The sequence below is a fragment of the Rouxiella sp. S1S-2 genome (assembly GCF_009208105.1).
Lineage (GTDB): Bacteria > Pseudomonadota > Gammaproteobacteria > Enterobacterales > Enterobacteriaceae > Rouxiella.
In genome coordinates this window covers 1039120-1065055 of the sequence record NZ_WFKL01000001.1, presented here as the reverse complement: position 1 = coordinate 1065055, position 25936 = coordinate 1039120, and the positions used below count along the sequence as shown (strand labels likewise).

The following is a 25936-nucleotide window of genomic DNA, read 5'->3' as shown; positions in this document are numbered from 1 at the left end:
AAACTCCTTATTTAATGCCTGAAAAACCGAAGCTTTTAAGGAACTGTTTCTGAAAAAGAACAAACGCCAGCATCAGCGGGAAGCACACCATCAACGTGCCTGCGGTAATTAATCCCCACTGCCCGCCCGACTCGGCGCCCATGGCAAACGACACCAGACCTACGGTCAGTACTTGTTTGTCGGGATCGTTAAGCACCATCAGCGGCCATAAATATTCGTTCCAGTGATAGGTGATACTGACGGTGGCGAACGCTAAAATAGCGGGCCACGACATCGGAATAAGTACGCGGAACACCACCTGCCACCAACGACAGCCCTCCATTAACGCCGCCTCTTCAATTTCACGCGGGATAGCCAGAAACGCCTGACGCATCAGGAACACGCCAAATGCCGACGCGAAATACGGCATCATGGTGCCGGTTAGCGTATTGAGCAGGCCTATCTGTTTAAGGATCATCATATTGGGCACCATCATGATGACCGGCATGATCATCAGTTGGATAAGCAGCAGGTAAAACAGCGCCTGCTTGCCGCGAAACTCGTGATAGGCAAACACGTAGCCTGCGGTGGTGATAGTGACCAGCTGAACCAAAAAAGTGCCGAAGGAGAAGAACAGCGTATTGGCATACAGCCTCAGCCAGTCGGCGCTTTCCCAGGCTTGCTTAAAGTTGTCGAAGGTCAGAGGAAAACGCGGCAGCATAGAGGCCATGTTGGGCGAGAAGCTGCTTTCGCTAAAGGCCGATGAGAGCATCCAGATAAAAGGCGTCAACCACAGCAGCGCCGCACAGCACAGCAAAATTGGCAATGTCATACGCGAAGTACGACGCAGCAGCAGTGAACCTCGGCGTGCACCGGTCTGACTGCCGACGGATTTTTTCAGCAACGGCTGAGGGGATGTTTCAACGCTCATGGTGGGCTCCTCTTTCCAAAACGCGCAGATTAAGAACCGAGAAGGCAAACAGCAGCAACAGAGTGATAAAAGTGGCGGCGGAGGCCTTGCCTAGGTCGTGCGTATCGTTAGCGAGGCTTTGAATGTAGTAAAGCAGCACTGTGGTCGCGTTATTCGGGCCACCCTGCGTCATCACCGCCACGTGGTCGATTTGGGTAATGGAATAAATCAGCGCAATGGTCACCACAAAGCTTATCGTCGGTCGCAGCAGCGGCAGTGTGATGTAAAAAAATACCTGCGTGCGCGACGCGCCTTCCATCAGCGCGGCTTCGCGGGCCGATGCGGGAATAGACTGCAATCCGGCCAAGAAAAACAGCATGTAGTAACCGGCAAATTTCCATACGCCAATCACGCTCAGTGCAATCAGCGCGCTGTTACTCATGCCGAGATAGTTGTTGTTCATCGGACCAAAAAATTTGGCAAGATAGTAGTCGAGCAGGCCCATTCCAGGCATAAAAATAAACAGCCACAGCGTTGCGGCACTGACCAGTGGAATGATCATTGGGAAGAAAAAGGCAGTGCGCAGCCAGCGATTGAGCGAGGTATTTTCCCATAAGGCCACCGCCAACAGCAGTGCCAGCACAATACCGGGGATCACTGTCATCAGAATGTAGGCGAGATTATTGAGCAGAGCGCGCCAAAAGACGGCGTCTTCAAACAGGCGCTGATAGTTTTGCAGGCCGACAAAAGGCGGGTTGGTGCTTGCCATACGGCTGTCGAACAGGCTGTCCATCGCCGAACGCAGCAGCGGGAAATAGGTAAAGGCAAACAGAAAGACCAGAGTCGGCAGTAAAATCAGGTAAGGGAAAATCTTGTGTCGCATCGCTATTTTTCCAGCGGGTCTTAATAGGATGCTTACCCTAGTCTTTCTGTATTTCAGTAAAATGTCAGTTATGTGATTGTTTATTACTCAAATGTTACTGAACAATCCGCTTGATTGCGGTTGACTGCCGCGCGAGCGCTTCCTCATAGGTTGGCATTGAAGAAGCCGCACCGGCTCTTTCTACGCAAACTGACGCATAGGCGGAGGCAAAGCTCGCCGCATCGACCAACGCGACGCCGCTGGCAAGCTGGGCAGCCAATGCGCCGTTGAAAGCATCGCCCGCGCCGGTGGTGTCTTTAGGCACGGCGGCGAAGGCAGCAACCAGCTGGGTCTGCCCAGCCACGGACAGCAGCGCACCCTGAGTGCCAAGCGTGATAATCAGCGCATTAATCCCTTTACCGTGCAGCACCCCCGCCGCCTGCTGGGCAGAAGAAACATCTTTCACTGTGATACCGGTCAGCAGGGTGCATTCGGTGGCATTTGGCGTCAGTAAGTCAACTTTTGCCAACAGCGCATCGGAAACCGGCTGGAAAGGGGCTGGGTTCAAAATGATGTAAGTGCCAGCTTCAGTCGCAATATCAATGACTTTCTCAATCGCTGGAAGATTGTTTTCCAACTGGGTGAGCAGAATATCAGCGGCGGCGATAGCGGGTCGGCATGACTCAATTTCATCCTGCGTGAAGGTCAAATTGGCGCCAGGATCAACGGCAATCATATTTTCTGCATCAACACCGGCGACGTAAATAAGCGCGTTGCCGGTGGGGAAATCGGCGGTAGAAAACAGCGTAACCGCGTCAAACCCGGCACTGTCGAGATGGCGACGGGCAAAAGTGCCAAAATCATCGCGCCCGACTTTACCGATGTAATGCACCCGTGCACCCGCACGCAGCGCCGCAACCGCCTGGTTGGCACCTTTGCCTCCCGCACCCATCATGCTGTTGTGTGCAATCAGCGATTCGCCGGGCTGCGGAAAGCGTGACATTCCCGCCACGATGTCCAGGTTGAAGGACCCTAATACGCAGACTTTGCCTTTTTTCATGCCTTTCTCCTTACTGGCATTTCCATGCCGGAACTCTGTGGTTCACAACGTTCAAAGTCGCGCTGTGCGGCCAGACAGGCACCACGGCAGCCGGTTTCATCCGTCACACCGCTTTGCACAATTCGCAGGCCGTTTGCCGGCTGTGGGCCACGCAGATGGCTGCGGATTTGCTGCTCAAGCCGCTCACTCGGGAACCCGGCCATGGCGAGAACGCCGCCGCCCAGCACCAGATATTGTGGGTCGAGAATGTTCATTTCGGTAGCAATCGTGCGCCCCAATCGGTCAACAAACGCCAATAATTCAGGATGTTTGCCGTGCACGGTAAACAGGTCGGCGAAGGCGGTATCTGCGGCGTGTTGGCGTTTCCATCCTGCCAACCAGTTGCCCGAGGTCAGCGTTTCAACGCAGCCCACTTTTCCGCACGGGCACAGCGCCGGATTACCCTCCAGAGGGATATGCCCCAACTCACCGGCCGCGCCGTGTGCGCCGTGATAAAAGTCCTGATTAAGCCACAAACTGTTGCCCAGACCGGTGCCTAAATATACGCCAACCGCCACGTCAGGCAAGGTGCCAAGACGAGTTAAGTCCCACCACATCAGGTGGTTAACATCTTTGTCCATCACCACCGGCAGACCCAGTCTCGCCGATAGCAATCGCGCTACCGGCTGGTCGTCCAGCGCCGGAATAAACGGCAGCGACAGCACGGTTTGGCGGTCACGCGAGAGAATTCCCGGCAGACCCAGCATCACTCTGACCACCTGTCTGGCGTGGCCTGCCTGCTGTAAATAGTGGCTAATAAGCTGCTGTAGCCCGTCGAGCGGGTCACTCAGGCCAGCCCACGACTGGGTCGCCACTTTTTTGTATCCGTGAAACTTTTTATTGCCGTCCATCAGCATCAAACGGGTGTTGGTGCCGCCAATATCTACGCCGAGAAAACAGTGCATACGGCTCTCCTGCCCTTAGGCTGCCTGACGTGCCTGACGCATCTGATCGAGCATTTTGTCCCACGCCTTATCCAGATCTTTATCTAGATTGAATAGACCGGAGGTGCCCACAATTAACACTTCTGCCCCCGCGCCCATCAGATCCTGATAAGTACGCTCGTTGCAGGATCCATCAATCTCGATCAAATACTTATAGCCGTGCTGTTGTTTCAAATCGCGCAGCTGGCTGACTTTGTTGAGCATTTCAGGAATAAATGGCTGACCGGCATAGCCCGGATCCACTGTCATGATGGTGATTTTATCCAGCAAGTGAATATAGTGCTGAATGAACTCAACCGGCGTGGCCGGGTTAAGCACAATGCCTACTTTCTTACCGAATGAGCGGATCTGATTGATCACGCGGAAGGCATCACGGTTGATGGTTTCGGCATGAGGACAGATATAGTCGGCACCGGCCTTAGCGATCGCCTCGATAAAATCGGTAGGATTTTCAACCATCATATGAACGTCGAGCAGCAACTGAGTGTGTGGGCGGATCTGCTCGATAAAGAACGGCGACAGAGTGATATTTTTCACATAATGTCCGTCCATAATATCGATATGCAGCATGTCGGCACGGCGATTGAGCACAGAAAGCTGCTCTTTGATATCAAACAGGCTCATACACATTAATGAAGGCGAAATTTTGTATTCCATAGCGTTTTCCTAAGGGCCCCAGAGGCCGAGGTTCAAGATAAGTGTCGGTATTGATGCGTTTTCAATCATGCTCAGAGCTGAGCAGCACGCGCCTTGGCGGCACTGCGCCGGCTGGCTCGCTGCTGGAGATAGCGGGTGCGGAAGAATTTCACCGCCAGCACCACAATCAGCACCACGCCCCACATCGCCAGGCTAAAGTGCGGGCTGACATTGAGCAGATTGAGCCCGGTGGCAATCACCTGTAGAACAATCAGCGACAGCACCACGCCGCTGACCTTGCCGAAGCCGCCAAACGGGTCGGTTCCGCCGAGAATGATCGCCAGCACGGTCAGCAGTAAATAAGAGTCGCCGTAGCCCATGCGTGCCGAGTTAAACCGCGCCATCATCACCAGACCGGCAATCACGCACAGCATGCTCGAGAGCACGTAGATGGCGATTAACACGCGGTGGGTGTTCACGCCGCTGAAATGGGTGGCATTAATGTTGCTGCCGCTCATGTAGATGTATTTCCCCAAACGAGTGCGCTCAAGGAATACCGAGATAACTACCGCAGTGGCGAGGAAAATAATCAGCGGTACCGGCACGCCAAACACGGTTTCTGCGCCGATAAAGCGCACGATGTCCGGCATTCCGCTCAGCGCCGCACCGCGTGAAAGATAGATACCAATCCCGTTAACCATCGTCATGGTGGCCAGCGTCACCAGAATCGGATGCGCGCCGATATAGGCCACCAGTGCGCCAGTCAGCATGCCAATCACCAGTGCCAAAACCATCGCGCCGACCAAGGCAATCGTCAGCCAAACGGCCTGCATCAGCATGCTGGCATCCGGCGGCAGATAAGTCATAAACACCCAGGCCATCAGCAGGCTGGTGAGGTTCGCGGTGGCGATAATGCACAGGTTTAAACCCCCACTGAGGATAGGAATAAACATCGCCAGCGTCAGTAGGCCCAGTTCAGGCAGTTGGAAGGCCACGCTCATGAAGGTCGCGTCACTAAAAAAGCGGCCCGGCATGGCGATACTGAAACCCACCACCACCAGAACCAGCAACAACATCAGCCCTTTATTGGTCGCATCAACTTTGAAACGCGGAAGCTGAGGCGCTTTACTGCCCGTTTTTTCTTTCATTAACAGACTCTTTGATTTAGCAAACATGGCGGCATTCCTTAAATATCAGCAAAGACGGGGACCAGAAAAAACGGACATCAGGCAAAGCCAACGTCGGTTTCTTTGCGTTTTTTGTAATGCGTAATCGTAATAGCCACCACAATGACCCCGCCGATCACCACGTTCATAAAGTAATTAGAGACACCAATAAGATTCAGGCCGTTTTTCAGAATGCCAATCAGGAACACGCCCATCAGCGTGCCGACGACACTTCCTTTACCGCCGTTAAGGCTTGCGCCACCCAGCACTGCCGCCGCCAGTACGTCAAGCTCGCCGCCAACCAGCGCATTGGGCACCACTTCCCCGACGCGATAGACCTGCACCAACCCGCCTACCGCCGCCATCGCCCCTAAATACCCATAGGCAAACAGATGGAGCAGGCCAACGCGAATACCGATACGGCGTGCCGATTCCTGATCCCCGCCCACCGCAAACAGCTGGCGTCCGAGGTGCGTTTTATTGAGCAATACCCAGGTCAGTGCGGCCACCAGCAGCATCACCACAATCGGTAGGCCAATCTGGTAATGTTCTGCCCCCACGCTAAACGGCAACACTTTGAGCGGCGTCACCAGCCAGTCAGGCAGGTCATAAAGGCTGGTGCCCTTGGTGAGCCACATCAGCATGCCAAACAGCAGCGACTGCATGCTGATGGTCACAATGATAGAAACGATACGCAGGCAGTAAATCAGCACCGCATTCACCATGCCCAGCGCGGTGCCAATCGCCACCGCCAGCACAATGCTCCCGAGCGGATTGCTCATGCCGTAGCTGATGGCGAGCGTCGCGATGATGTACTGCACTACCGAAGCGACAGCGGCGAAGGAGATATCGATACCGCCGGTGACCAACACCACGAACAGGCCGAGAGCGAAAATACCGCTCACCGCGTAGCTTTCGCTGAGGTCCAACAGATTGCGCAGCGTTAAAAACTGGTTGCTGAGCACGGAAAAAATCACCACCAACGCCAGCAATACCCAGGCCAGATAACCTTCGTTACTGGACGGTTTAAATCGTTTTAAATTAAGCATTCACCGCCTCCGCAAGCTGCTGCTGAGTTATTCCGCGAGGGAAATATTCGCCCATCACCGTGCCTTCACTAAAATGCAGCACACGATCGCAGTTGAAATACACTTCTGGCACTTCGTCAGAAATCAGCAAGATAGAGATCCCTTCCGCCGCCAGCTGATGGATCAACTGGTAAATACTGGCTTTGGCCCCCACGTCGACGCCCACGGTTGGCGAGTCGAGGATCAGGATCTTCGGCTGCGTCAGTACCCATTTGGCGAGCACGATCTTTTGCTGATTACCGCCGGAAAGCGTGGAGATCGCCTGATCCGGATCGGCCACTTTGACGCCGAGTTTTTCGATCCACTGGTAGACGATTTTGTTTTTGCGGTATTCATCGATCAGATGAAAACGACTGCGTAGCTGATCCATAATGGCCAACACAGTGTTGTCCCCCACCGACTGCTGCTGCACCAGCCCTAGCGTCAGCCGATCTTCCGAGACGTAACCAATACCGGATTTAATCGCATCCTCATGACCGCGAAAACGTACAGGTTTGCTGTCGAGATAGATTTTTCCGCTGTCAGGCTTGGTCATGCCAAACAGACTCAGCGCCAGCTCGGTGCGCCCTGAACCAAGAAGCCCGCACAGGCCGAGCACTTCGCCCTGATACAGTTTGAGATTGACGTTGTGATACTGATCAGCACGGCTGAGATTATCGAGCTCGAGCATGATGCGTTCGTCATGCTGGTTAGCCGCCTTCAGCGCGTAGTTGAGTTTCAGACCGGTCATCAGCTCGGTCAGTCGTTCACTGCTGACCTCAGACGCCGGGAAGGTGCCCACTTTTTGCCCGTCGCGGATAACCGTTACGCTGTCCGAAATTTCAAGCACTTCATCAAGACGATGACTAACGAACACCACGCTAATCCCTTTCGCTTTCAGGTAATGCACGGTGCGCAGCAGTTGATTCACTTCGGTGCGAGTCAGCGAGGCAGTTGGCTCATCCATAATCACCAAACGTGCATCGGCCACCAGCGCACGGCAAATGGCGACCTGCTGGCGTTGAGCAATCGGCAGCGCGGACACTTTGCTGTCCAGGTCCAGCGTGAAGTTCAGCTCGTCGAGAATGCGCTGTGCGGTTTGGCGCAGACGGCCCGGACGATACCAGCCGAGCAGGCCATGCAGGTTGTGTTCAAAAGCAATATTTTCGGCGACGGTCAGGTTCGGGAACAGCGACAGGTCCTGGTAAATCACCTGAATACCAAAGCTGCGCGCCTGATCCGGCGTCAGTCGGCTAAAGGTCTTGTCGCCGAGTGAAATTTTGCAGCCATTATCGGGCTGGTAGACCCCCGAGATAACCTTGATGAGCGTGCTTTTTCCGCAGCCGTTGGTGCCGGCCAGACAGTGCACTTCGCCCGGCATCAGCCGCAGAGAAATATTGTTCAACGCACGCTGTCCGCCGAAGGTCACTGAAAGATTTTCGACGTCGATTAACGGACGAACGTCTTCAGCGCCTGAGGTGTCATGTTGGAAAATCTCGGAGATCGCCATAATTACAGCCCCATTTTGACCAGTTTCGGCAGATTTTCTTTGTCGAGACTTTCGGTACGATTACCCACAATGGTGTGAGTCGTTTCATCGACCTTCACCTTGCCCATACCTTCAATGTCCATGCCGTCGGTGATTTTCTCGCCTTTAGAGATCATGCCAGCGATACGAACAAAGATTTCACCCGCGACCATTGGGTTCCAAATGTAGCCGCCGGAGATGGCACCGCTTTTAACCAGTGAAGAACCCTGACCCGGACTGAATGGCCCAAATACGCAGATATCACCGGCTTTACCGCGGTTAAGCACCGCACGGCCCGCGCCAATAGGACCCTGTGAACCAATCGCCAGAATGCCTTTCAGATCGGGATATTTAGACATCAGATCGTTAGTGGTGCGGATGGTGTCATCCAGAGATTCAGCGACGCCAAAACGGTCACCCACCTGATGCATATTCGGGTAATGTTCCTTCTGATATTTCACGGCGGCATCGGCCCAGGTTTTGTGCACCGGTACCGTCAGGCTGCCGACATAGATGGCGTAGCTGCCGGTTTCTTTCATACATTTCGCCAGCGCAATCATGTGGTTAATGCCGTGCTGCTGCGCATCAACCATTTCAAAATCCCAGTCAGCGTATTTCTGATCCGGTGATTCATGGGTGATGACTTTGATACCGGCGTCACGCGCGCGTTTAAGCACCGGCTCAAGCACCTTGGCGTCGTTTGGCACCACGCCAATGATGTCGACTTTCTGGGCAATCAAGTCTTCAATCGCGCGCACTTGCAGCGCCGGGTCAGCGCCGGTTGGGCCGACCTGCCAGGCATCAATGCCCTCTTTCGCCGCTTCCTGTTTAATGCCGACTTCCATGGCGTTGAACCATGGATTACCGCCCACTTTAACCACGACCCCCATGCGAATTTTGTCGGCCGCGTGCGCCGAAATAGAGAGGAAAGCGGCTGCAAACAGGCAGGCAAGTACAGTTTTCTTCATGTTTTTTTACTCCACAAATTGTCAGTTTTTTACCGCAGTCAGTGGCTCACCACGGCTGTTATTGTTGTTGTGACTTATAGGTAAGATGTTTTTGGTTTAAACAGGAGATGAGTCTCCCCGGTGTGTCTTGACGCTAACTTGCTTGTTTCTAACCGGGGCAACCTCAATCACATTGACGTTGCTCCAGGCCAATTCCTGACGGAATTCGTCGTCCTCCAGCGAATCGGTGATCAGCGTATCTATTTCCCGATAGTGGCAAATGCGAGCAAAGGATCGGCGACCAAACTTGCTGGAATCGGCCAGCAGAACTTTGTGTTCCGACGACAGCAACATTTGCTGTTTTAGCCGGGCATGGTGCTCGTTGCTCTCGCGGATCCCACCTTCATGGCTAATGCCGTGACAGGAGAAAAACAGCTTGTTAATCACGAACTCTTTTAAGATTTTCTCGGCCAATACACCGATGAAGTCTTCATATTTCGCCGAATATTCACCGCCCAACCCGATGGTTTTGACGTTGGCCTTGGCCGCCAGGGTCTGGATGATATGCAGCGAGTTAGTCAATACCACGAGCTGGATGTCGGGCAATTGCCGCGCTAAAAACCAGCTGGTCGAGCTACTGTCGAGCAGTAAACAGTCGCCGGGATTAATCAGCGCCAGTGCCCGTTTAGCAATGCGGGTTTTCTGGTCCGGCGCCTGGTTACTGCGTTCGCGAAATGATTCACCCTGCTCAATCTGCGCCGGCACATAGAGCTTTTCGCTTTCGTGCTGCTCGACAAATACCGCGCCTCCGTGGCTGCGCAACAACGCGCCGCGTTTCTCCAGCAGCGCGAGGTCACGGCGAGCCGTTTCCAGCGATATCTGGCACAGTGTGGCAACTTCCTGAACCAGCACCCGACCGCGTTGGCTAAGGATTTCGGTAATAAAGCGATGACGTTCAACAGGCAGCATTTTTTTCCCCTTCCCGATAGTGAATAAGATACGCAAGCGCAGGCTTTCTGAATGCGCGTTGCCTCATAACGGGCCACGCGGTCTTATCGCCGCGCTCGCCGTGTGATATTTGTCAAAAAAAAATGAGATAAGGTGAAATGGTAAATTCAAGATCTGTGGCGGGGCCTGCATTAAATCGCTTTCAAGGTTGCAAGTTGTCACGAGTGTTTCAGCAAACGGTCACAATTCCTCGGTTCAACAAGTGACCGAAAGTGACCGTTTGTGTTGGATTGCCCGAATTCGGTCATCCTGAAGGGGTTTTATTTGAATAAATAAAAAGCGACCGCTAAACGGTCGCTTACACAAGGGGTGACTGGAATATAACGAGGTCGGACTTTTATAGCGGTTTTTTGGCCGTCTCCTTGGCGGCAAACACGGCCAACAGAGTGATCAGCAACGTCAACGTGACGTAGCATGAAACCGCCAGCGTCGTGTTGTACTCTTTAAACAGCGTGGTAATAATCAGCGGTGCAAAGCCTCCGCCAACAATCCCTGACAGCGTGTAAGCCAGCGAGGAACCGGCATAGCGCACGCGGGTGGGGAACTGCTCGGTGACAAACGCCGCCTGCGGCCCGTACATAATGGCGTGAACCTGCAGGCCGCCGATCACCGCGAGGCAGATAAGCACCGGATGCGCACTGTCGAGCAGCATAAAGAACGCGAATGACCAGACGATAGCCAGTGCGGCACCCATAATATAAACCGGCCGACGTCCCCATTTATCCGAGAGCGCCCCGAACATTGGCACGGTAATCGCGTTACCCAGTGCACCGAGCATAGTGGCCGTCAGCGCCAGAGGTCGCGGCAAGTGCAGAACAGTCGTGACGTAGGTCAGCGTAAAGACCACCACCAGCGCATAAAGCACGTCTGAACCAATACGTGCACCACCTGCCACCAGCAGTGGACGAAAATGCTGGGTGAACACTTCTTTAATCGGCGTGTGGGTGGTGTTTTTCGTCTGCTCCAATTTAAGAAATGCAGGCGTCTCGCCTACGCCACGGCGCAGCCACAGCCCAAAGACAACCAGTACCAGGCTTAATACAAACGGAATGCGCCAACCCCACAACAGGAAGTCATCGGCCGACAAAAATACCGTAACCAGTGTGATGAGTCCGGTACCAATCAGCGTGCCGCAGGAAGGGCCTACCTGTGCAAACGAAGCGTTGCGGCCGCGCTGTTCTGGCTTGCCGTGTTCCATAGACAGCAGCACGGCACCGGCCCATTCGCCACCCAGGGCGATGCCCTGAATAAAGCGCAGGCTGACCAACAACAGTGGACTCCAAATGCCCCAGGTTGCATAGCCGGGCAGCAACCCCATTAACGCCGTAGTCACGCCCATGATCACCAGTGTTGTCACCAGCACGAACTTCCTCCCCAGCACGTCGCCTAAATGACCAAACACCATGCCGCCGATTGGTCTTGAAACATACCCTACCGCGTAGGTCGAAAACGCCAGAATGGTGCCAACCAGCGGATCAAACGAGGGGAAAAACACGTGGTTAAAAATCAGCGCCGCCATAATGTTGTAAACGGTAAAGTCATACCATTCCAGCGCGGTGCCTATCGAACTGGCGGCCGCCAGACGCCCTGTCTTTGGCGGCGTGTATTCATCCTTGGCGGTATTGGGCGGCAAAACCTTGGGATTATCGGTAGAAGAAAGACTCATGATTTCAACTCCTGTGCGGTAAGTTGCCAGCCGAGGCTATAGTGCAGCACGTCAGCCAATGGAAGGTTTAACGCGTGGCAGGCGTGGGCGGCCAGACGCTGTGAGGCTTCGGCGCTGCTGCTTTCAATCAACATCATAGGGAGCAACTGCCGGTTTTCAGGAGACTCTTTCGGCAACGGCGTACTGAGCGCAGTATCCGGCGTCAACAGGCTTGAATGAATGAAACCAGCATGAGCAAAAAGCGTATTCCCCAGCTCGGCGATTTGGTTTTCCAACGAGCCAACGGGCAGAGTCACAATGGCCAGATGACTGCCGCTGCCCAAACCTACCTGCGCGCTGATGGCACAAACGCGACGCATCGGTGACTGCATTTTTTGCAGATTAGCCACCGACCATTCCGTTTGTCGCGTGAAGGCGGCGTGATACGCAGCGGAGGTGAAACTTTCCAGCGATTCGGTTTTATACAGGCCAAGGTATTGGCGTCCGCCCTGCAAAGACTGATAGCGCGTACCGGAAAGAAATCCTTCAATACGTACGCGCTCTTCGACGTGTTCGCGATCGTACCATTGGTTAAAGTCCGCCTCGTCCTGCGCGGCGACGTCGGTGGCGACAAAAAGCATGCCCTGATTTGAAGAGTTCATCATTAATCCTGTCGTTTTCCAGAGTGGGAGTGAATGTGTGTTAAGTCATTGCTTTTGATACTTATATATTTGTTATTTTTAAACTTTAAGGCAGCGTTCTATTTCCAACGCCCAGCTCATTAGCGCCTCGTCCTGCATCGGCAGTGCAGCCACCATCAAACCCACCGGTGCATCACCTTGTGCATGACAAGGTAGCGACACCGCACAGCCGTCCAGGAAGTTAATCACCGACGGATTGCGCAGCGCCGCGCCATTAACACGGAAATAGGCCTCTTCGTCGGCTTCCAGCTCGACAATCGTGGGAGCAATAAAAGGCACAGTCGGCATTAACAAGGCGTCGTACTGTTGGACCTTGCTACTGACGCGCTGCTGCCAGTCGGCACGCTGCTCGACTAAACGCTGGCGGTCACTTTCACCCAGCGGTTCACCGCGGCGAATGCGCGACACTACGCGCGGGTCATAACCGTCAGCGCGTTGTTCGATAAGTGACCTGTGCCAGGCCCATGACTCCAGTGCAGTAAATCCACCGGTGGCGTTAATGGTGGCCAGCTCGGCGATTTCTGTTAGAGGAATTTCAGAAACCTTAGCACCAGCCTGCTTAAGTGCTTGTACTGCATGGGAAAAAGCAGTAATTACCTGCGTGTCCAGGCCATCCAGCACGACAGTCTGGGGCACCGCAAAATGTGCGTCGGTGAGTTTTTTTACCGTCAACGATAGAGGCTGAGAGGCGATCGCAGCGTCCAGCGCCACGCAGCTCGCCACGTCGTGGGCAATAGTCCCCACGGAGTCTAAAGAGACGGAGAGTGGCAACACGCCGTCCATCGAAATTCTGCGCGCCGTAGGTTTAAAGCCGGTAAGGCCACAAAACGCCGCCGGAATACGCACGGATCCACCGGTGTCACTGCCGACGGCGCCAAAACACATGGCATCGCTGACTGAAACGGCGGCACCGGAAGATGAGCCACCCGGAATACGGCGCGAGTCGCGATCCCATGGGTTCGCAGGTGTACCGTAGTGCGGATTAATGCCGAGACCCGAGTAGGCAAATTCGGTCATATTGGTTTTTCCAACGATGACGGCACCGGCTTTTAGCAGTAATTCGACGATGGCGGCATGCGAGGAGGCAACAGGTGCATCGGCCAGAACCCGTGAGCCGCCGGTGGTCGCTTCACCCTTTATGTCAAACAGGTCTTTAATCGAAATCGGCACGCCGTCGATGGGCGAAAGTGCAGCCCCTGAGGCCCGGCGTTGCGCTGAAGCCGCCGCCTGTTCGCGCGCCCACTGTGCATAAACGTGGGTAAATGCCAATGCGCCTTCACCCTCGGCCACGTTGATATTTTCCAGCGCTTGCTCGGTCAGTTGTTCTGCGGTCACGGTGCCGAGTGCCAGTTGTTCAATCGCCTGCTGCAGGCTTAAAGAGAGGTGAGAAGTCATTGCGATGCTCCCAGTTTCAACATACGTCATGATTAGCGGCGCGATTAGGCGACGACGGGTAATTCAATACTTTGATAGGTATGGCTAATCGTGCGGCCTAATTGTTCGTCTACCAGTTCCATACGAAACTCTGTTGCAGGACGAATGCCACCTATCGCCGAAACGGTGCCACAGGTCATGCCCAGACCGTCGGCCGGAACTTCGCCATTGTTCAAATAGCGGTTCAGCAGGTCATCGGGTTTACGCAGGCTCGACAGCGGGCCTTCCTGATATAAACGGAACTCGCCCTCTTCTTTTATCCAGGCGCGCAGAACAAGCTGGTCCCAATGCTCGGCCACTTCACTCATGCGCCAGGCCACCGTGGCCACCGGTTTCACACACAGCTGTTTGGAGAGCGCCACACTGTGGGATTCCAACTCGCGATCGGTGTGGTCCGAAGCCAGTGAGACGTACAGCTCACCTTGATGAGTGAAAATAAAGACTTCTGCCTCGCCAGAGCTGGCGGTTCCAATGACTTCTACCGATTTATTTTGTGTCAGTTGGTTAGCCGCAACGCGGTAGAACAGCGGCACTGCACTTGGGCGGGGCACGCCCAGGACTTCCAGTTCACTAATATGGTGCATGATGGCTTCAGGATCGCGCCCGGCCCATCCTGCGATAACCAGCCTGTCTATCTCGACCTCAAGGGTTGCTGCGCTTGGGCTGGCAGGCTTTTCAGTGGCTAAAATGGCAGGCAGGCTAAAGGTAAGTTTCATCGGGTAAATCCTCTTTATTGCATTCTTTTTAAAAACACAGTGAAATTTCACTATAACTTCATTCATTAAATAAGCGATTTCCGTGCCATGTTTTTGTGTAGAATGTCTAAAAATCTTTTCAGCAGGAGCTGGATGTGAAGACTGATGTCACAGAAACGCAGGAAAGAGCGGTGAATGAAGAGTCAGGATTATCGTTAAACGAGCAGGCGTATCGTCGTTTTAAGCAGGCGCTGGTCACCCTAAGCTACAAACCGGGTGAATATTTAAATACTGCTCAGGTAATGAATGACCTGGCAATGGGACGCACGCCGATTAATCAGGCAATCCACCGTCTGTCTAACGAAGGGCTGCTGCAGATTATTCCGCGCAAAGGAGTGATGGTGTCGCCGCTGTCTGTCGATGACGCACTGGAGTTGATTGAGGTTCGATTGGCCAATGAAATGCTGTGCATGCGTCTCGCCAGTTCGCGTATTTCAGCGCAGGACATTGCCAGCCTTGAAGCGATAAACCAGCAAATTGAAGTGGCAACCCAACAGCGCGACCGGGATGGGATGATGTTGCTGGACAACCAATTTCATCAGCAATTGGCCAAAATTGCCGGCAACAAGATGCTGATGGACATTCTCAGCGTACTGCACGCTCAGGCGCAACGGTTTTGGGCCAGCTCGCTGTCGAAAGAGGGGCACATGCAGGAAGTTATCGAGGAACATCGGGCTATCATCAACGCGTTGGCGGCACAGGATGCTCAGGCTGCGGCAGATGCCGCCGAGGTGCATATTCTGTCGTTTCGTCATGCGCTGCTGCGAGGGTAAACCGTTGGCAAACGTCATCCATTGAGTGTGAAAACGAGCGGTTTACTGCTGCCCATTTTTCCCTGATTGCGTATGATGCTTACCTGCCCTACCCAAGATACCCACAATTAAAGGAATAATTAACGATGACAGCCGTAAGCCATATTGTTAATGCTGCCGCTAAAAAAAGCGTCGGCTGCCTGTTACTGGCGCTGATTTCCCTTTCTACGGTGCCCGTCTTTGCCCAGGCTTCTGAAAACGGCAATCTACCGGGGCTAATCAACGAACGTCTTTCTTATATGAAGGATGTAGCCAGCAGCAAGGCAGAAAACCATCAGCCGGTAGAAGTGCTGGCGCAGGAAGACAAAGTATTAACAGCGACGCAAAAAACCGCCGAGAGTTTGGGCCTCGATCCCGAGTCGATCAAACCCTTTATCGTTGCACAAATGAGCGCCGCCAAGGCCATTCAATATCGTTACCGTGCTGACTGGCTCGCCGCACCAGAGACTGACTGGAAGCCTCGGCCACTGGAGCAGATCCGTAACGATATTGCAGGGCTATCAACCCGAATTCTTCAACGCCTCGCCGTTGAGTTGAAGGCTAACGGACATATTTCGCCAAACAATCAGGCAGAGTTTATTGCCCAGCTTGATCAAAAAAATCTCAGTGAAGCCGATAAAATTCAACTCTTTAAAACGCTTGAGCAAGTGCGTTTAAAGTAATTGCACTGGGATAAATACCCGTAGCCGTTGAATCCGCTTTGCCCCTCAGTGGCGTATCCGCATTGCCTGAGATAAGCCCGTTATAAAAAAATCCCTGACAGTGACGTCAGGGATTTTTTGTTTATGCTGTAAACCCTGCACGATTAAGCAACAGGGTTTGGTCCAGCGGCGATTATTCGTAATCGCTGATAGGTACGCATGAGCAGAACAAATTACGGTCACCGTAAACGTCATCAAGACGTTTCACCGTTGGCCAGTATTTGTCGTCACTTCCCGCAGGGAACACCGCTAGCTCGCGGCTGTAGGCGTGGTTCCACTCGCTGACCAACTCGGCCTGAGTGTGCGGCGCATTCACCAGCGGGTTGTCCTGCAACGTCCATTTGCCTTCGGCCACGTTCGCAATTTCACCGCGGATAGACAGCAACGCATTGATAAAGCGGTCAATTTCAACTTTGCTTTCAGACTCAGTGGGCTCCACCATCAGTGTGCCCGCAACCGGGAACGACATGGTTGGCGCATGGAATCCGTAGTCGATCAGACGTTTAGCAATGTCCATTTCACTGATGCCGGTGGTCTCTTTCAGCGGACGAATATCCAGAATACATTCGTGCGCCACGCGGCCGTCACGGCCGGTATACAGCACCGGATAAGCCTCTTTCAAACGGGTAGCAATGTAGTTTGCATTCAAAATCGCGACCTGACTTGCCTGCTTCAAACCTTCTGCCCCCATCATGCGGATGTACATCCAGCTGATTGGCAAGATTGATGCGCTGCCAAACGGTGCCGCAGAAACTGCGCCGTTTTGCGTCAATACGCCGTCAATCTGTACCACACTGTGGCCTGGGACAAACGGTGCTAAATGGGCTTTTACGCCGATTGGGCCCATGCCCGGACCGCCACCGCCGTGTGGGATACAGAATGTTTTATGCAGATTAAGGTGCGACACGTCCGCGCCGATGTAACCCGGGGTTGTGATACCGACCTGCGCATTCATGTTAGCGCCGTCGAGGTAAACCTGACCGCCGTACTGATGAACAATCTGGCACACTTCACGAATGGTTTCTTCATACACGCCGTGGGTTGACGGGTAGGTCACCATGATACAAGAGAGCGCATCGCCCGCCTGTGCCGCTTTTTCGCGCAGGTCACTTAAATCGATGTTGCCCTGTTTATCACAGGCCACCACGACCACAGACATGCTCGCCATCTGCGCAGACGCCGGGTTAGTACCGTGCGCCGAACTTGGGATCAGACAGATATGGCGGCTGCCTTCGTTGCGGCTTTCGTGATAATGGCGAATAGCCAGCAGGCCCGCGTACTCGCCCTGTGCACCCGAGTTAGGCTGCATACAAACGGCGTCATACCCCGTCAGTTGAACCAGCCACTGAGACAGCTGACCAATCATCTGCTGATAACCGCCCGCCTGCTCAACAGGGCAGAACGGGTGCAGCTCGGCAAACTCCGGCCAGGTGATAGGGATCATTTCTGCGGCGGCGTTAAGTTTCATGGTGCAAGAACCCAGCGGGATCATCGCCTGATTCAGCGCCAGATCCTTTTTCTCGAGGCGGTGCATATAGCGCATCATCTCGGTTTCACTGTGGAACTTGTTGAACACCGGATGGGTCAGGATCGGATCCTGACGCAGTACGGCGGCAGGAATTGAGTTGCTGTCCGTGCTGGCAGCCTTGTCGAGTTGGTCGATATCCAAACCATTTTCGTCGCCAAGCAGCACCGCGAACAGTACCTGCACATCTTCGCGTGAAGTCGCTTCGTCGAGCGTGATGCCCACCGCACCGTGAATATCCGTACGGAAGTTTAAACCAAAGCTCAGGGCGCGATCCAATACGGCGGCTTTATCCTGCACCTCAACGGTCAGGGTGTCGAACCAGCTGTTGTGGCGCAGGGTCAGGCCACCTTTTTTCAGGCCAGCGGCCAGAATGTCGGTCAGGCGATGAATGCGCCCGGCAATGCGTTTCAAACCTTCAGGGCCGTGGAAAACGGCGTACAGGCTGGCGATGTTGGCCAGAAGCACCTGAGAGGTACAAATGTTGGAGTTGGCTTTTTCGCGGCGAATATGTTGCTCGCGAGTTTGCATCGCCATACGCAGCGCGGTGTTACCGGCGGCATCGCGTGAAACACCAATGATGCGACCCGGCATTGAGCGCTTAAACTCGTCGCGGCAGGCAAAGAACGCAGCGTGTGGACCGCCGTAGCCCATTGGTACGCCAAAGCGTTGCGCAGAACCGAATACCACGTCGGCGCCCTGCTTGCCCGGTGCGCTCAGCAGCACCAACGCCATGATGTCAGCGGCCACGCTGGTGATGATTTTACGCGATTTCAGTTCAGCGAACAGCGCACTGTAGTCGTGTACTTCGCCGGTGGTGCCAACCTGCTGCACCAACACACCGAACACGCCGTCGAGATCCAGTACTTTTTCAGCTTTATCAACGATGATATCAAAACCAAAAGTCTCGGCACGGGTACGCACGACGTCCAGCGTCTGCGGGTGCACGTCATCGGCCACGAAGAAGCGGTTGGCGTCTTTGAGTTTACTGGCACGCTTGGCAAGCGCCATCGCTTCAGCGGCGGCGGTCGCTTCGTCAAGCAAAGAAGCAGACGCCAGGTCCAGACCGGTGAGGTCAAGAGTCAAGGTTTGGAAGTTCAGCAACGCCTCGAGACGCCCCTGAGAAACTTCTGGCTGATACGGCGTATACGCCGTGTACCAGCCTGGATTTTCCAGCATGTTGCGCAGAATGACCGGCGGAGTCAGCACCGCGCTGTAACCCATCCCGATATAGGATTTGTAACGCTGGTTTTGGCTGGCAATCGCTTTCAGCTCAGCCAACGCCTGATGCTCGGTTACCGCATCGCCCACAGCCGGTGGGCCAGGTAACTGGATATCCGCCGGAACAATTTGCTGGATCAAGGCGTTTAACGAACTCGCGCCTACGGTTTCCAGCATTTGCTGTTGCTGTGAAGATGAAGGACCGATATGGCGACCAATAAAGGCTTCGCTGTGTTCAAGTTGGCTGAGAGTCTGAGTCATGTGCTACGCATTCCTGAAATCTTGCATTGAGGTATCGGGAGTTTTCTAAATCTTTGTCTATACCAAGAACATTTATTTCCGTCATTGGCGTTACAGCAAGGCGGCAGGTTTGTAGAGTCCCAAGAGCTTACATAAGTCAGTGACTGGGGCAAACAAACGCTGCCAACGCCGCAGTAACGTCAAGAGCGACGAGAAATTAGTCTTCCAGAGTGGCTTCGTAGCCTGCGGCATCAAGCAAGTTGCCGAGCTCTGCTTCGTCAGAGGCTTTAATATGGAACAAGAAGCCTTCACCGTACGGTGCGCTGTTAACTAATTCAGGAGATGACTCCAATTCGCTGTTAACTTTCACGATTTCGCCGCTGATTGGCGAATAAATATCAGACGCTGCCTTTACAGACTCGGCAACGGCGCAGTCTTCGCCGGCGGCAACGGTGTGGCCAACTTCTGGCAGGTCGACAAACACCATGTCGCCCAGTAATTCTTGCGCGTGCTCGGTGATACCTACGCTGTAAATGCCATTACCTTCTGAGCGAACCCATTCATGAGAGGTGGCGTATTTCAATTCTGCTGGAACATTGCTCATAAATAATCTCCGGAAAAGTTTTTAATTAATTTTTTGAAATCAATAATTTTCAAGGCGGTAAACGTTAATAATCAATAGATTATTCGTCCATCACACCAGGCTTTTACCGTTACGGACAAAGCCTGGCTTGGTCACGCGAACCGGCATTTCACGGTTGCGGATTTGCACAATCGCCTGCTCGCCAATGCCCGCAGGCACGCGAGCCAGCGCAATGCTATAGCCCAAGGTTGGAGAGAACGAACCGCTAGTGATCACGCCTTCGAGCACATTACCGGCCGCATCGGTGAAACGCACCGGCAGCTCATTACGTAATACACCTTTTTCGGTCATGATTAAACCAACCAGCTGCTCGGTGCCCGCTTCACGCTGTTTTTCCAGCGCATCGCGACCGATGAAACGACGATCTTCCGGCTGCCAGGCGACAGTCCACCCCATATTGGCGGCCAGCGGCGAAACGCCTTCATCCATTTCCTGACCATAAAGATTCATGCCCGCTTCCAGACGCAGCGTGTCGCGTGCGCCCAAGCCAGCAGGTTTTATGCCTGCGGTCAGCAGCTTCTGCCAGAAGTCGGCAGCCTCTTCCTGCGGCAGAGCAATTTCATAACCCGCTTCACCGGTATAACCCGTGGTAGCGATAAACAGTGAACCGGCCTGTACACCGAAGAAAGGCTTCATGCCGCTTACCGCCTGTTTTTGCTCGTCGGTAAACAGTGTTTCGGCGCGTTCTTTTGCCTGCGGACCCTGCACGGCGATCAGCGCCAGGTCATCACGAACGGTCAGTTCAATGGCAAATGGCTTGGCGTGTTCGGTAATCCACTCCAGGTCCTTTTCACGGGTTGCAGAGTTCACGACCAGGCGGAAGAAGTCTTCAGTAAAGAAATAGACAATCAGGTCATCAATAACCCCGCCGGAGGCATTGAGCATGCCGGTGTAGAGCGCTTTACCTGGCTGAGTCAGTTTGGCGACGTCGTTGGCTAATAAATAACGGAGGAACTCGCGAGTGCGTGCACCGTGCAAATCGACGATGGTCATATGGGAGACGTCAAACATGCCGGCATCCTGACGAACAATGTGGTGTTCATCAATCTGGGAACCATAGTGCAGCGGCATCATCCAGCCGTGAAAATCGACCATGCGCGCACCACAGGCGACGTGTTCATCATATAACCGAGTCTGCTTTGTCATCTTATTCCTCATTCTTTTCCGAAGCGATTACCCCGATCCTCAATCAGCGGCTCAATGGATATCGAGATAGCCTGTTTAAAGAAAACCGGTGCAAGAACTGTGCCGACGCAAACGATACCTTTCGTTGAACGTTATCACTGAATGCCCCTGCTAACCATAAGTTAAAATATACATTACTGTGAGGTTGTCAGGAATTTTCGGGTCGTATGATGCAGAGTTTTTGACTGGAAAAATGGGGTTTATGACGCAAAATCTATAATTAAACTATAAATTGCTCGATGTTATATAACGCCGAGGCCGAATTTCGCGTCATATGCCGTTCGCGAAACCCGACCCCAGATTAGAAAAAGTAATGGAAAAAAAGGAATGGAATTAGATTATTTCAGCTGAAGCTCTTTGGTCTGCAGCCACTCGGGTAAATCATTCAGCCCCATCGCCTGACGCAGCAATTTTGGCTTCACGCCCGGCAACGAGTCCGCCAGCGTCAGGCCAATATCACGCAGCAGTTTTTTGGCCGGATTATTGCCGGCGAACAGTTCACGAAAGCCCTGCATACTGGCCAGCATCACCGCCGCGCTGTGCTTACGTTTGCGCTCATAGCGACGTAAATACATGTGCTGCCCAAAGTCTTTACCTTCACGCTGTAATCGTTTGATTTCAGAAGACAACTCCGCCGCATCCATAAAGCCGAGGTTCACGCCCTGCCCGGCCAACGGATGTACGGTATGCGCCGCATCACCGATTAACGCCAGACGCTGTGCGGCAAAGCTTCGCGCATAGCGGCCGGTCAGCGGGAAGGTTTGGCGTTCGCTCACCACCTGACACACGCCGAGGCGCAGGTCAAAGGTGCTGGCCAGAACCTTGTTGAACTCTTCTTCGGATAACGCAAGCAAACGCTCGGCCTCTTCGGGAGAAACCGACCAGACGATGGAGGAAAGATTCGCATCGGCCAGCGGTAAAAAGGCCAAAATACCTTCCCCGTGAAACACCTGCCGTGCCACAGATTGGTGCGCCTCTTCGGTACGAATTGTCGCCACCAGTGCATGATGACGATAATCCCAGAAGGTCAACGGAATGTCGGCATGCTGGCGTAGCCATGAATGTGCACCGTCGGCACCCACCACTAAACGGGCGGTGATCATGCGGCCGTCTTCAAGATTGATAAAGGCTTCATTCTCGCCCCAGGCCACGTTTTTTAGCTGCGCGGGTGCAAAGATTTCAATATCACTGAGCTGCTCGGCGCGCTGCCACAGCGCTCGGTGAATGACCTCATTTTCGATAATGTGTCCCAGATGGCTGAAACCGTATTCGTCGCTGCGAAAGGCGATTTTGCCAAAACTGTCGCGATCCCACACTTCCATCCCCTGATACGGACTGGTGCGTTGGGCAATAATGTTGTCCCAGGCACCAATGTGCTGCAGCAGGCGCTCGCTGGCGGCGTTGATTGCCGAAACGCGTACGCCAGGGATTTCGGGCAGTGGATTATCATCAGGCTGACGGTTTTCAAGCACGGCAATGCGCAGACCGCTGCCGCTTAGGCTGCAGGCTAGCGCAAGTCCGACCATGCCACCGCCGGCGATAACCACATCAAAAGATTGCATAATTTATTTTATTCCTGTCATTTTTCTGCGGTCAGACAAGGCCTTTGCAAGCGCATTCAGCGTTCTGTCCAGCCCAGCGTTCGGCGAGTAAAGGCGTCACGCAGCGTAGGGATGCGTTCCATGGCCATCAGGCCAAGATTACGCCCTACCACCAGTGGCGTATAGCGATTGGCAAACAGACGCACCAGACCATCGGTTATGCCGACGGTTGCGCGCTGGTCCGGCTGGCGGCGCTGTTGATAGCGACTCAGTACCTGATAGCTGCCGATATCCTGATTCTGCCGCCACGCGTGGGCCACGGTTTCACTCAACGTCATGACATCGCGCAGGCCGAGGTTAAAGCCCTGTCCGGCAATCGGATGCAGCGTTTGCGCTGCATTGCCCACCAGCGCCAGCCGATGGCTAATATGTCCGCTGGCGGTGAGTAATTGTAGGGGATAACTGTGACGTGCGCCGGTTTGCTGCATTTTACCCAGGCGCCAGCCAAAGGCTTTTTGTAGCTCATGCAAGAACTGTTCATGGCTCCAGCCGTTCACTTCATCGCGTCGTTGAAGGGGATGACACCACACCAGCGAGCTGCGGCCTTTCGACATCGGCAGCAGCGCCAGCGGGCCATGCTCGGTAAATCTTTCGAATGCGCGACCGGCGTGAGGCAGTCCGGTGGTGATGTTGGCAATGGTGGCTATCTGCTGATAGCTTTCACGCTGCCAGCTTAAGCCACAGGCCTGCGCCAGCGTAGAATTTGAGCCGTCGGCGGCCACCAGCAGGCTAGCTTGCAGCGTTTCACCGTTGTCTAGCGTCACGCTGGCGCTGTCGGCTTGGCGACTCACCGACACCACGCGAGCTGGACAGTGCAGATGCACACCCGGCGCCTTAGTCAACAGGGCAAAAAGATGCTGGCCTGCGTCGTGCAGCTCAACAACCTGCCCTAATGCCTCTACGCCATAGTGATTGGCATTGAGATTCACAAACCCGGCGTGGCCGCGATCGCTGACATGAATGTCAGTGATCGGCGTAGCGCAGTTGGATAAGGCCGACCAGACACCAATCCCCGCCAGCTGCTGGCAGGTGCCCTGCGCCAGTGCAATGGCGCGCGCATCAAATCCCGGATGAGTGAAGTCATCGGGTGAGGTTGCTTCAATCAGGTGAATCGGCACTCGGCCCTGAGTCAGTGAGGACACCGCCAATGCCAGCGTGGCACCGGCCATGCCACCGCCTACAATAATCATGCTCATCGCGTTATCTTGCCGCCGCCATCAGAGCTTCGATATCGTCGGCCTCTTTCACCACGTCCCCGGTCAGAATTTCAATGCCGGTTTCAGTGATAACGATGTCGTCTTCGATACGAATTCCGATGCCTCGATAGGCTTTCGGTACGTCGGCGTCCGGCGCGATGTAAAGGCCTGGTTCGACGGTCAATACCATGCCCGGTTCCAGCTTACGGCTGCGGTCGGTAGTGCCATAGTTGCCAACGTCGTGCACATCTAGCCCCAGCCAGTGAGACAAGCCGTGCATGAAGAATTGGCGGTGTGCCTGTTCGGTAATCAGTTGGTCAACGTCGCCCTTCATCACGCCAATGCCTACCAATCCTTCAACCATCACGCGTACCGCGGCTTCAGTGGCTTCCTGAATACTGCTGCCCGGGCCAAAGACTTCAAGCGCCTTATATTCGGATGCCAGCACGATGTCGTAAATCTGGCGCTGTGCCGGAGTGAATTTGCCGCTGACCGGGAAAGTGCGAGTAATATCACCCGCATAGCTTTGGTATTCACAGCCCGCATCAATCAACACTAAATCGCCATCGCGCAGCTCACTTTCGTTTTCGGTGTAATGCAGAATGCAGCCATTTTCACCGCTGCCCACGATGGTGTTGTAAGACGGCGTGCGAGAGCCGTGGCGACTGAATTCGTAGTGAATTTCGCCTTCAAGGTGATATTCATACATGCCCGCGCGGCAGGTTTGCATCGCGCGCGTGTGCGCTTTGGCGGTAATTTCACCGGCGCGGCGCATCACGGCAATTTCCTGCGGCGATTTGATCAGGCGCATCTCATGCACCCAGGGACGCCAATCGGTAACAGTGGCAGGCGCAGAAAGATTTTGCCGAAAGCCTTTACGCAATTTTTCCATCGCCCGGTCAACAATGCCGTCGGCGTAGGCATAATTGCCCTGCGCGTGATAGAGCACATCCAGTCCGTTAAACAGCAGGTGAAGCTGGTCGTTGATATCGTCAAACGGCAGTGCACGGTTCACACCCAGACGTGAAGGCGCGGCGTCTTGCCCCAGTCGACGACCAAACCAGATTTCAGCGGTTAAATCACGCACGCGGTTAAACAGCACGCTGTGATTATGATTTTCATCGCTTTTCACCAGTACCAGTGCAGCTTCCGGTTCATTGAAGCCGGTCAGATACCAAAAATCGCTGCTCTGACGATACGAGTATTCGCTGTCAGCGTTACGGGTTGCCTCCGGGGCAGCAAAAATAACGGCCGCACTGCCGGGTGCCATCTTGGCGATAAGTGCCTGACGACGCGCTTCGTATTCCTGCTGAGTAATGCTCACTGTTGTCATCACCTGCTCCTGAAATCGGATGTTATCCACGTTAACTGGGCTGTTTTTATTCGTTTTATTGTCAAGCTTGGGTGCTAAAACCCAAAAATTTTAGTGCAAGGTACGCTGATTTTCCGCCGCGGTCGGCCTGCTGTGTCCAAATTCACCAAAGCACAGGATTGCCGATACGCGTACATATTCGATGACTTCTTCGAGCGACTGAGCCAGCATTTCCTGATCTTCGTCTTCTTCGTAACCCAGTTGTGCGATGCTGCGCAGATCGTCAATCGCTTCACCGACCTCGCCTTTCACCTGAGCAAGTTTAGGCTGCATCATGCCAAGCCCGAGCATGAAGTGGTTAACCCAACCAGCCAGCGCATCGGCACGCTCAAACACGCTGGTATCGTCGTCCGGCATCAGCATTTTAAATTCAAAACTGTCGTCTTCCAGCGTGTCCGAGGTGATTTTTCGGAGTTGTTGAAGCATGTCGGCCAGCGAGTGACTAAAGGCCATCCCTTCGTTGGTCAGGTCATGCACCAGCGTCAACCAGCTGCCGTCACGGTTGCCGCCGCAGAGTAAGCCACTGATAAGTCCATGCATTTCCGCAGGCGTCAGGGCAACAGACTGCTGCTTCAGATTTTGATTCAGCGAATCATAGTTTGGATAAGTATTCTCAATAGACATGCGCATTCGCCATCGTTGGCTGGATAAGTTCGTGTTATGCTACCACCAAGGCAAGTCTCAGTACCAGATTCGCGAGCCAAGCGTCCGCGCTAAACGGCGTTGCAAATCAGGGGTGAGGTATATATAGTTGCGCCC

At 53.9% G+C, this 25936-nt stretch carries 23 protein-coding genes; 2 read left to right on the top strand and 21 right to left on the bottom strand.

From position 1 onward, the window contains the following. Positions 1–7: 7 nt before the first annotated feature. The 14 genes from GA565_RS04935 to GA565_RS04870 form a co-directional block, all read right to left on the bottom strand. Positions 8–910, bottom strand: a complete 903-nt coding sequence (locus tag GA565_RS04935) for a carbohydrate ABC transporter permease (RefSeq protein WP_055772673.1) — start codon at positions 908–910, stop codon at positions 8–10. Continuing rightward, on the bottom strand, positions 900–1772 hold the full coding sequence (locus GA565_RS04930; RefSeq protein WP_084983392.1) for a carbohydrate ABC transporter permease: 873 nt from the start codon (positions 1770–1772) through the stop codon (positions 900–902). The genes GA565_RS04935 and GA565_RS04930 overlap by 11 nt, the downstream gene beginning before the upstream one ends. Positions 1773–1866: 94 nt before the next feature. Beyond that, positions 1867–2811, bottom strand: a complete 945-nt coding sequence (locus GA565_RS04925; RefSeq protein ID WP_152197573.1) for a ribokinase — start codon at positions 2809–2811, stop codon at positions 1867–1869. Further along, a complete protein-coding gene (gene alsK, locus GA565_RS04920; RefSeq protein WP_152197572.1) occupies positions 2808–3755 on the bottom strand; it encodes an allose kinase in 948 nt (315 codons plus the stop codon). Before alsK ends, GA565_RS04925 begins: the two co-directional genes overlap by 4 nt. A gap of 15 nt (positions 3756–3770) precedes the next feature. Beyond that, positions 3771–4451: a D-allulose 6-phosphate 3-epimerase gene (gene alsE / locus GA565_RS04915; protein WP_055772662.1), complete on the bottom strand. Its 681-nt coding sequence runs from the start codon at positions 4449–4451 to the stop codon at positions 3771–3773. Between the two features lie 71 nt (positions 4452–4522). Then, positions 4523–5578 (bottom strand): ABC transporter permease, encoded by a 1056-nt coding sequence (locus GA565_RS04910; protein WP_370518019.1) that lies wholly within the window; start codon positions 5576–5578, stop codon positions 4523–4525. A gap of 77 nt (positions 5579–5655) precedes the next feature. Next, the gene (locus GA565_RS04905) at positions 5656–6645 is read right to left on the bottom strand and encodes an ABC transporter permease (RefSeq protein WP_084983389.1); all 990 of its coding nucleotides are present in this window, start codon (positions 6643–6645) and stop codon (positions 5656–5658) included. Then, on the bottom strand, positions 6638–8173 hold the full coding sequence (locus GA565_RS04900) for a sugar ABC transporter ATP-binding protein (protein WP_152197570.1): 1536 nt from the start codon (positions 8171–8173) through the stop codon (positions 6638–6640). Before GA565_RS04900 ends, GA565_RS04905 begins: the two co-directional genes overlap by 8 nt. A 2-nt stretch (positions 8174–8175) precedes the next feature. After that, complete coding sequence (locus GA565_RS04895) at positions 8176–9159, bottom strand: substrate-binding domain-containing protein (RefSeq protein WP_152197569.1); 984 nt, start codon at positions 9157–9159, stop codon at positions 8176–8178. Between the two features lie 96 nt (positions 9160–9255). Next, entirely contained in the window at positions 9256–10107 is an 852-nt protein-coding gene (locus GA565_RS04890; RefSeq protein WP_152197568.1) for a DeoR/GlpR family DNA-binding transcription regulator, read from the bottom strand. A 376-nt stretch (positions 10108–10483) separates the two neighbouring features. Then, positions 10484–11812 carry an MFS transporter gene (locus GA565_RS04885; RefSeq protein ID WP_152197567.1) on the bottom strand — a complete coding sequence of 443 codons (1329 nt, stop codon included), beginning with the start codon at positions 11810–11812 and terminating at the stop codon, positions 10484–10486. After that, positions 11809–12453 (bottom strand): DUF4286 family protein, encoded by a 645-nt coding sequence (locus GA565_RS04880; protein ID WP_152201315.1) that lies wholly within the window; start codon positions 12451–12453, stop codon positions 11809–11811. Before GA565_RS04880 ends, GA565_RS04885 begins: the two co-directional genes overlap by 4 nt. A 78-nt stretch (positions 12454–12531) precedes the next feature. After that, positions 12532–13887, bottom strand: a complete 1356-nt coding sequence (locus tag GA565_RS04875) for an amidase (RefSeq protein WP_152197566.1) — start codon at positions 13885–13887, stop codon at positions 12532–12534. Positions 13888–13931: 44 nt separating this feature from the next. Next, positions 13932–14642, bottom strand: a complete 711-nt coding sequence (locus tag GA565_RS04870; RefSeq protein WP_152197565.1) for a DUF2848 domain-containing protein — start codon at positions 14640–14642, stop codon at positions 13932–13934. Positions 14643–14776: 134 nt separating this feature from the next. On the opposite strand from GA565_RS04870, the gene GA565_RS04865 reads away from it, so the two are divergent. Beyond that, the gene (locus GA565_RS04865; protein ID WP_084983385.1) at positions 14777–15454 is read left to right on the top strand and encodes a GntR family transcriptional regulator; all 678 of its coding nucleotides are present in this window, start codon (positions 14777–14779) and stop codon (positions 15452–15454) included. A gap of 125 nt (positions 15455–15579) precedes the next feature. Further along, positions 15580–16155 (top strand): chorismate mutase, encoded by a 576-nt coding sequence (locus GA565_RS04860; RefSeq protein WP_152197564.1) that lies wholly within the window; start codon positions 15580–15582, stop codon positions 16153–16155. Positions 16156–16327: 172 nt separating this feature from the next. On the opposite strand, the gene gcvP is transcribed toward GA565_RS04860, so the two are convergent. From gcvP to GA565_RS04825, 7 genes are all read right to left on the bottom strand, one after another. Continuing rightward, on the bottom strand, positions 16328–19201 hold the full coding sequence (gene gcvP / locus GA565_RS04855; protein ID WP_152197563.1) for an aminomethyl-transferring glycine dehydrogenase: 2874 nt from the start codon (positions 19199–19201) through the stop codon (positions 16328–16330). Between the two features lie 196 nt (positions 19202–19397). Beyond that, the gene (gene gcvH / locus GA565_RS04850; RefSeq protein ID WP_152197562.1) at positions 19398–19784 is read right to left on the bottom strand and encodes a glycine cleavage system protein GcvH; all 387 of its coding nucleotides are present in this window, start codon (positions 19782–19784) and stop codon (positions 19398–19400) included. 90 nt (positions 19785–19874) lie between these two features. Beyond that, a complete protein-coding gene (gene gcvT, locus GA565_RS04845) occupies positions 19875–20969 on the bottom strand; it encodes a glycine cleavage system aminomethyltransferase GcvT (protein WP_152197561.1) in 1095 nt (364 codons plus the stop codon). A 377-nt stretch (positions 20970–21346) separates the two neighbouring features. Then, on the bottom strand, positions 21347–22570 hold the full coding sequence (gene ubiI / locus GA565_RS04840; RefSeq protein ID WP_152197560.1) for an FAD-dependent 2-octaprenylphenol hydroxylase: 1224 nt from the start codon (positions 22568–22570) through the stop codon (positions 21347–21349). A 56-nt stretch (positions 22571–22626) separates the two neighbouring features. After that, complete coding sequence (ubiH, locus tag GA565_RS04835; RefSeq protein ID WP_152197559.1) at positions 22627–23805, bottom strand: 2-octaprenyl-6-methoxyphenyl hydroxylase; 1179 nt, start codon at positions 23803–23805, stop codon at positions 22627–22629. Positions 23806–23809: 4 nt separating this feature from the next. Beyond that, positions 23810–25123: a Xaa-Pro aminopeptidase gene (pepP, locus tag GA565_RS04830; RefSeq protein WP_152201314.1), complete on the bottom strand. Its 1314-nt coding sequence runs from the start codon at positions 25121–25123 to the stop codon at positions 23810–23812. A gap of 105 nt (positions 25124–25228) precedes the next feature. Then, positions 25229–25801 carry a YecA family protein gene (locus GA565_RS04825; RefSeq protein WP_055772618.1) on the bottom strand — a complete coding sequence of 191 codons (573 nt, stop codon included), beginning with the start codon at positions 25799–25801 and terminating at the stop codon, positions 25229–25231. Positions 25802–25936 lie beyond the last annotated feature (135 nt).